Source organism: Atlantibacter sp. (assembly GCF_032062175.1).
In the GTDB taxonomy this organism is placed as follows: domain Bacteria; phylum Pseudomonadota; class Gammaproteobacteria; order Enterobacterales; family Enterobacteriaceae; genus Atlantibacter.
In genome coordinates this window covers 46,458-52,672 of sequence record NZ_DAMBQK010000029.1, presented here as the reverse complement: position 1 = coordinate 52,672, position 6,215 = coordinate 46,458, and the positions used below count along the sequence as shown (strand labels likewise).

At 53.4% G+C, this 6,215-nt stretch carries 5 protein-coding genes; 2 read left to right on the top strand and 3 right to left on the bottom strand.

The genetic code is table 11. The features are described from left to right. Window positions 1–280: 280 nt before the first annotated feature. The 3 genes from clpB to rluD form a co-directional block, all read right to left on the bottom strand. Window positions 281–2,854: an ATP-dependent chaperone ClpB gene (gene clpB / locus RT120_RS19680; RefSeq protein WP_312985275.1), complete on the bottom strand. Its 2,574-nt coding sequence runs from the start codon at window positions 2,852–2,854 to the stop codon at window positions 281–283. Between the two features lie 130 nt (window positions 2,855–2,984). Then, window positions 2,985–3,716, bottom strand: a complete 732-nt coding sequence (gene yfiH, locus RT120_RS19675) for a purine nucleoside phosphorylase YfiH (protein ID WP_312985273.1) — start codon at window positions 3,714–3,716, stop codon at window positions 2,985–2,987. Then, window positions 3,713–4,693: a 23S rRNA pseudouridine(1911/1915/1917) synthase RluD gene (gene rluD, locus RT120_RS19670; protein ID WP_312985271.1), complete on the bottom strand. Its 981-nt coding sequence runs from the start codon at window positions 4,691–4,693 to the stop codon at window positions 3,713–3,715. Before rluD ends, yfiH begins: the two co-directional genes overlap by 4 nt. Before the next feature lie 136 nt (window positions 4,694–4,829). Between rluD and bamD the strand changes: the two genes are divergently transcribed. Then, a complete protein-coding gene (gene bamD, locus RT120_RS19665; RefSeq protein WP_312985269.1) occupies window positions 4,830–5,567 on the top strand; it encodes an outer membrane protein assembly factor BamD in 738 nt (245 codons plus the stop codon). A 263-nt stretch (window positions 5,568–5,830) separates the two neighbouring features. Then, on the top strand, window positions 5,831–6,163 hold the full coding sequence (gene raiA, locus RT120_RS19660; RefSeq protein ID WP_125294798.1) for a ribosome-associated translation inhibitor RaiA: 333 nt from the start codon (window positions 5,831–5,833) through the stop codon (window positions 6,161–6,163). Window positions 6,164–6,215: the final 52 nt, after the last annotated feature.

The following is a 6,215-nucleotide window of genomic DNA, read 5'->3' as shown; positions in this document are numbered from 1 at the left end:
GGGTGCGTATATTACGACTTCCCGCTTCAGAGTCAAGCGTTAATTTTCGCTTTTCTCTGCCGAAATCCCCGAAGGAACCTCGCTGACCGGCCGGCTTATTCGCCGTTGTTCCGTGTCAGTGGAGGCGCATTATAGGGAGTAATCAGAATCTGACAAGCCTAAAATTCAAAAAATTTTCCGTTCGCTCACATTTCAAACAAAACCCATCTGAAATGGCTCATTTTGGTTGCTTTATAAACAAAACGGGCTCATGAGAGCCCGTTTTTGTGACTAACACCACTTATTGCACCGCAACGATGCGCTCATCTTTTACGGTCAGCTCAATCGGTTTACCCGGGATGAGCTCACCAGAAAGAATCTGCTGAGCAAGCGGGTTCTCGATTTGTTGCTGGATAGCCCGTTTAAGCGGACGCGCGCCGTAAACCGGGTCATAGCCATTTTCGCCAAGCAGCCGCAGCGCGTCTTCGGACATCTCAACCTGATACCCTCGCTCTTCCAGCCGTTTGTAAAGCCGTTGCAACTGGATCTGCGCAATCGAGGCGATATGTTTCTGGCCCAGCGGGTGGAATACCACCACTTCATCGATACGGTTAATGAATTCCGGTCTGAAGTTTTGGCTTACCACATTAAGGACCAGATCTTTCATATGGCTATAGTCGAGCTCGCCAAAGCGCTCCTGGATCAGATCCGACCCCAGGTTGGAGGTCATAATCACTACTGTATTACGGAAATCAACCGTACGCCCTTGCCCATCGGTAAGGCGTCCATCGTCCAATACCTGCAGCAGAATGTTGAACACATCCGGGTGTGCTTTTTCCACTTCATCCAGCAGGATGACGGAGTAAGGACGACGGCGCACCGCTTCGGTCAGGTAACCACCTTCTTCATAGCCGACATATCCCGGAGGCGCGCCAACTAAACGCGACACGGAGTGTTTCTCCATAAACTCGGACATATCGATACGCACCATCGCGTCATCGCTATCGAACATAAAGTTCGCCAGCGCCTTACACAGCTCCGTTTTCCCTACCCCGGTCGGACCAAGGAACAGGAACGAACCAATTGGGCGGTTAGGATCGGACAAACCGGCGCGGCTACGGCGAATGGCGTTAGAAACCGCTTCAACCGCTTCATCCTGGCCAATCACCCGCTGATGCAGGTCTTGCTCCATGCGCAGCAGTTTTTCCCGCTCGCTTTCCATCATTCGTGCAACCGGAATGCCGGTCCAGCGCGCCAGCACTTCTGCGATTTCTGCATCAGTGACTTTATTACGCAGCAGGCGCATGGTTTTGCCTTCGCTTTGCGTCGCGGCGGCCAGCTGTTTTTCAAGCTCAGGGATTTTCCCGTACTGCAATTCTGACATGCGGGCCAGATCGCCCACACGGCGCGCTTGCTCAATGGCGATTTTGGCCTGTTCCAGTTCCGCCTTGATAGTTTGAGTGCCGGAAAGTGAGGCTTTCTCCGCCTTCCACTCTTCTTCCAGTTCCGAATATTGACGTTCTTTATCAGAAAGCTCTTCATTCAGCATATCAAGACGCTTTTTGCTGGCCTCATCAGACTCTTTCAACAGCGCCTGCTGTTCCAGTTTCAGCTGAATGATGCGGCGGTCGAGCCGGTCCAGTTCTTCCGGTTTCGAGTCTATCTGCATACGAATGCTGGATGCTGCTTCATCGATCAGGTCGATGGCTTTATCCGGCAACTGCCGGTCAGCAATATAGCGGTGCGACAGCGTTGCCGCTGCCACGATCGCCGGGTCAGTGATCTGTACATGGTGGTGCAATTCATAGCGTTCTTTCAGACCTCGCAGGATCGCGATGGTATCTTCTACAGTTGGCTCGGCGACAAACACCTTCTGGAAACGGCGCTCCAGCGCGGCGTCTTTTTCAATGTACTGACGATACTCATCAAGCGTCGTCGCACCCACGCAGTGCAGTTCACCACGCGCCAGCGCGGGTTTCAGCATGTTCCCGGCGTCCATCGCACCATCGGCTTTACCTGCGCCGACCATGGTGTGCAATTCGTCAATAAACAGAATGACGTTACCTTCCTGCTTCGAGAGATCGCTAAGCACGCCTTTTAAGCGCTCTTCGAATTCACCACGGTACTTCGCCCCTGCCACCAGCGCGCCCATATCCAGCGCCAGTACGCGGCGGCCTTTTAAGCCTTCCGGGACTTCGCCATTGACGATGCGCTGTGCCAGCCCTTCGACGATAGCGGTTTTACCCACGCCGGGCTCGCCGATCAGGACCGGGTTGTTTTTAGTACGCCGCTGCAATACCTGGATAGTGCGGCGGATCTCTTCGTCACGGCCAATCACCGGGTCAAGCTTGCCCTGCTCGGCACGCTCGGTGAGATCGAGGGTGTATTTTTTCAAAGCCTGGCGCTGATCTTCAGCCCCCTGATCGTTCACGCTTTCACCTCCACGCATTTGCGTAATCGCCTGAGTAATATTCGCGGTATTGGCGCCCGCTGCCTTTAATAAGTCGGCGAGGGTGCCGCGCGATTCAAGCGCCGCCAGAACAAACAGTTCAGACGAAATAAAGTTGTCGCCCTGCTTTTGCGCCAGCTTGTCGCAAAGATTCAGGACGCGGACTAAATCCTGTGACGGCTGTACGTCGCCGCCGGTGCCTTCTACCTGCGGTAAACGGCTTAGCGCCTGATCGATATCAGTGCGCAACTTGCCGGCATTAATGCCCGCCGAGGTAAGTAAAGGACGAACGGAACCCCCTTCCTGATTCAGCAAGGCGCTCATAAGATGTAAGGGTTCGATGAATTGGTTGTCGTGCCCCAGTGCCAGCGACTGGGCATCGGCAAGAGCAAGCTGGAATTTATTGGTAAGACGATCCAGACGCATAACTCCTCCCATAAACAGGTCAAATTTGCTACTGGAGATTAAATGAGGTCATCCCTCAATTATTCAAGGTGAATGACCTGAATTATGTGAAAAGAAAACAACGCGTTCTGGATCGTCTTGATTCGCTAGGTTATATCAGCCAAATGAAACTTGCCATACGGCCCGTGATTCTGTCACGGCGGTATGAGAAAAAATCATCTTTTTCAGTAAAGGTACAGCGGTCGCCGCCATAGATTTTCATCACGCCAGCCGCCGTTAAACGCTGACGCGCAAGCTGATAGATATCGGCGAAATACTTTTCGTCTGCCGGACGAAACGCGCTGGCGGCCTGGCCGTCTTTAGCGATAAACGCATCACGTACATCATCGCCCACTTCAAATGCCTGAGGGCCAATCGCCGGGCCTAACCACGCCATGACGTTTTCTGGGCGATCGTTGAAACTCGCGAGGGTCGCTTCAAGCACCCCATCGCATAATCCCCGCCATCCCGCATGTGCGGCAGCCACTTCGCTGCCCGCCTGATTACAGAATAGCACCGGCAAACAGTCTGCGGTCATAACCGCACACACGGTACCCGGCGTATCGCTCCAGGAGGCATCGGCGCGTTTAGTGGCGTACGGTTCGCCGGTCAGGCGTAATACCGCATTGCCGTGCACCTGTTCCAGCCACACCGGTCTGGAAGGCATCTGTGCGGCAGCGAACAGCCGACGTCGATTTTCCTCGACGTCGTCCAGGTTGTCGCCGCAGTGCGCGCCCAGATTGAGCGAGTCATACGCCCCGGCGCTCACGCCGCCGATGCGGGTGCTGCTACAGGCCGCAACGCCCGGCGGCAACGGCCAGTCGGGGATGATCAGTTTTGTCATAACCAGTCAACGTCGTCTTTATGCGCTTCAAAGTCAGCACGCAGCGCATCGATGAGATCAACCATATCCTGTGGGATCGGCGCATGCCATTCCATCTGGATACCGGTAATCGGGTGGTACAGGCGCAGCATGGTAGCGTGCAGCGCCTGGCGGTCAAACTGACGCAGCGCCTGAATGAACGCCTCAGAGGCCCCTTTCGGCGGGCGCGGACGGCCGCCGTACAGCTGATCGCCCACTAGCGGATGAGTAATATGCGCCATATGTACGCGGATCTGGTGAGTACGACCGGTTTCCAGGCGTAAACGCAGACGGGTATGAATCCGAAAATGCTCCATAATCCGGTAGTGTGTGACGGCCGGTTTACCCATCGGATGAACCGACATATGGGTGCGTTTGGTCGGGTGGCGGCTGATGGGTTCTTCCACCGTTCCGCCCGCCGTCATATGGCCGATAGCCACCGCTTCATACTCACGGGTGATCTCGCGCAATTGCAGCGATTCCACCAGACGGGTTTGCGCCGGAATGGTTTTCGCCACCACCATCAAACCGGTAGTGTCTTTATCCAGACGGTGCACGATACCCGCGCGCGGCACGTCGGCAATCGGCGGATAATAGTGCAACAGCGCGTTAAGCACCGTGCCGTCAGGGTTGCCCGCGCCGGGATGCACCACGAAATCGCGCGGTTTGTTGATCACTAAAATATCGTCATCTTCATAAACGATATTCAGCGGGATATCCTGGGGTTCAAAGCGGGCGTCTTCTTCGATTTCTACATCGATAACCACGTTTTCGCCGCCGAACACTTTTTCTTTTGGCTTATCGCTAATCTTGCCGTTGAGCTGGACGCGCTGGTCTAAAATCCACTCTTTTATGCGCGATCGCGAATAATCAGGGAACATTTCGGCCAAAGCCTGATCTAAGCGTTGACCGAGTTGAGATTCGGACACCGTTGCAGTGAGTTGTACTCGTTGTGCCATATACTGCTTCTTCGTTTACGTTGGGATTTACGGCTTCGCCGTATAATATAGTGTGCTATTGTAGCTGGTCTTAACCGGGAGCAGGAACTGTCATTCTCCCGTACAAGTAAAACATTCTGAGGAAAGTCAAAACGTCATGACGCGCATGAAATATCTGGTGGCTGCCGCCACGTTGAGCCTGGCTTTGGCGGGTTGCTCCGGTTCTAAGGAAGAGGTCCCTGATAATCCGCCATCTGAAATTTACGCGACTGCTCAGCAAAAACTGCAGGACGGTAACTGGAAAGCGGCAATAACGCAACTGGAAGCGCTGGATAATCGTTATCCATTCGGGCCGTACTCCCAGCAGGTTCAGTTGGATCTGATCTATGCGTACTACAAAAACGCCGATCTTCCGCTGGCTCAGGCTTCCATCGATCGTTTTATGCGTCTGAACCCGACTCACCCGAACATTGACTACGTGATGTATATGCGCGGGCTGACCAACATGGCGCTGGATGACAGCGCGCTGCAAGGTTTCTTCGGCGTCGATCGTTCTGACCGCGACCCGCAACATGCGCGCGACGCTTTCCGCGATTTCGCGAAGCTGACCCGCGGCTATCCACAAAGCCAGTACGTCACTGATGCGACCAAACGCATGGTATTCCTGAAAGACCGTCTGGCGAAGTATGAGCTTTCCGTCGCACAGTACTATACCAAACGCGGCGCGTATGTTGCCGTGGTTAACCGTGTAGAAGGGATGCTGCGCGATTATCCGGATACCCAGGCCACTCGCGATGGCCTGAAGTTAATGGAAAACGCCTACCGCGAAATGCAGATGAATGCGCAGGCGGATAAAGTTGCCAAAATCATCGAAACCAATGGCAGCAACACCTGACCGTTATTAATGAAAAAAGGCAGCCTGGCTGCCTTTTTTTATGCCCGCAACCCGGAGATGCCGGGATTTAGCGCGAAGTCATCCCATCAAATATGGCCCGAAAACGGCTGTCCGACAAGTGAAAAATGCCCTCTTCCTGTCCTGCCTCACAAAACAGTTTCCTTGACAAAAAGTGACAAAATTACGTGATTTACATCACACATTTTGACACTCATGGCGTTATGCTGGAATCACCAAGACGGGAAAGACGAGAGGTAAAATTTATGACAATGAACATTACCAGCAAACAAATGGAAATCACCCCGGCTATTCGCCAGCATGTCACAGACCGTCTCGCTAAACTGGATAAATGGCAAACTCACTTAATTAATCCGCACATAATCTTATCCAGAGAACCTCAAGGCTTCGTCGCTGACGCCACCATGAATACGCCAAACGGCCATCTCGTCGCCAGCGCAAAACACGAAGATATGTATACGGCTATTAACGAACTCATTAACAAACTGGAGCGACAACTGAACAAAGTGCAGCACAAAGGGGAAGCGCGTCGCGCAGTACCTTCAGTTAAAGACGTTAGCTTCGCAGAAGAAGAGTAATCACTTACAGCCTAACAACGCGCCTCCGGGCGCGTTTTTTATTGACAGAGCG

Bases quoted from the DNA above. Each gene is read 5' to 3' on its own strand.
- bamD (WP_312985269.1), top strand. From the start codon at position 4,830: ATGACGCGCATGAAATATCTGGTGGCTGCCGCCACGTTGAGCCTGGCT.
- raiA (WP_125294798.1), top strand. From the start codon at position 5,831: ATGACAATGAACATTACCAGCAAACAAATGGAAATCACCCCGGCTATT.
- clpB (WP_312985275.1), bottom strand. From the start codon at position 2,854: ATGCGTCTGGATCGTCTTACCAATAAATTCCAGCTTGCTCTTGCCGAT.
- yfiH (WP_312985273.1), bottom strand. From the start codon at position 3,716: ATGACAAAACTGATCATCCCCGACTGGCCGTTGCCGCCGGGCGTTGCG.
- rluD (WP_312985271.1), bottom strand. From the start codon at position 4,693: ATGGCACAACGAGTACAACTCACTGCAACGGTGTCCGAATCTCAACTC.